The organism is Roseateles sp. P5_B10, assembly GCF_056400485.1.
The window spans coordinates 1-580 of sequence record NZ_JBFULE010001643.1; the positions used below are offsets into that span (position 1 = coordinate 1).

The 580-nt window shown below is 62.6% G+C and carries 1 protein-coding gene; it reads left to right on the forward strand.

Features of this window, described 5'->3' with window-relative positions; translation table 11 throughout:
- Positions 1–17: 17 nt before the first annotated feature.
- A partial coding sequence (locus tag AC1DU6_RS35080) for a glycoside hydrolase family 17 protein (RefSeq protein ID WP_477863168.1) occupies positions 18–580 on the forward strand: 563 nt, incomplete at its 3' end.

Sequence of the window (580 nt, forward strand, 5' to 3'; positions counted from 1 at the left end):
GCGCTGAAGCGATCGGCATGGACTACAACATCGTCGAAGCCATCGATCAGCCATGGAAGTTTTTCGAGGGCGGCGTCGGTCCCTATTGGGGCGTTCTCAACGCGTCGCGGGAACCGAAATTCCCCTGGACCGGCCCGATCGTGAATCCGGACCATTGGAAGAACGCCAGCATCGCACTTCTGGTTGGCATTCTGCTGTCGCTGCCGATCCTGCAGATCGTTGGCGCGACGGCGCTGCAGGCACTGGTGCTCTCGGCCGCGGCCAATGCCGTTGGCGCCTGGGCGGCAACCATCTTCGCCTATCAGCAGACCCACTATTTCGTCTGGGGATCGGCCTTCGCCCTCTCACTCGGCTGCATCCTGCTGATCCCGCTGCTCCTGATCGCATTGGCGCGCATCGAGGAGATTGCGGCCATTGCCTTCGGCCGGAAGCCATTGCGGCTGCTGACAGCCGAACGCAGCGAAAAGCTGCGTGCCGCTGCAGACGCCGAGCAGAAATACCCGAAGGTGTCGATCCACATCCCGGCCTATCGCGAACAGCCGGACATGCTGAAGCTGACGTTGGACGCAGTCGCCCGGCT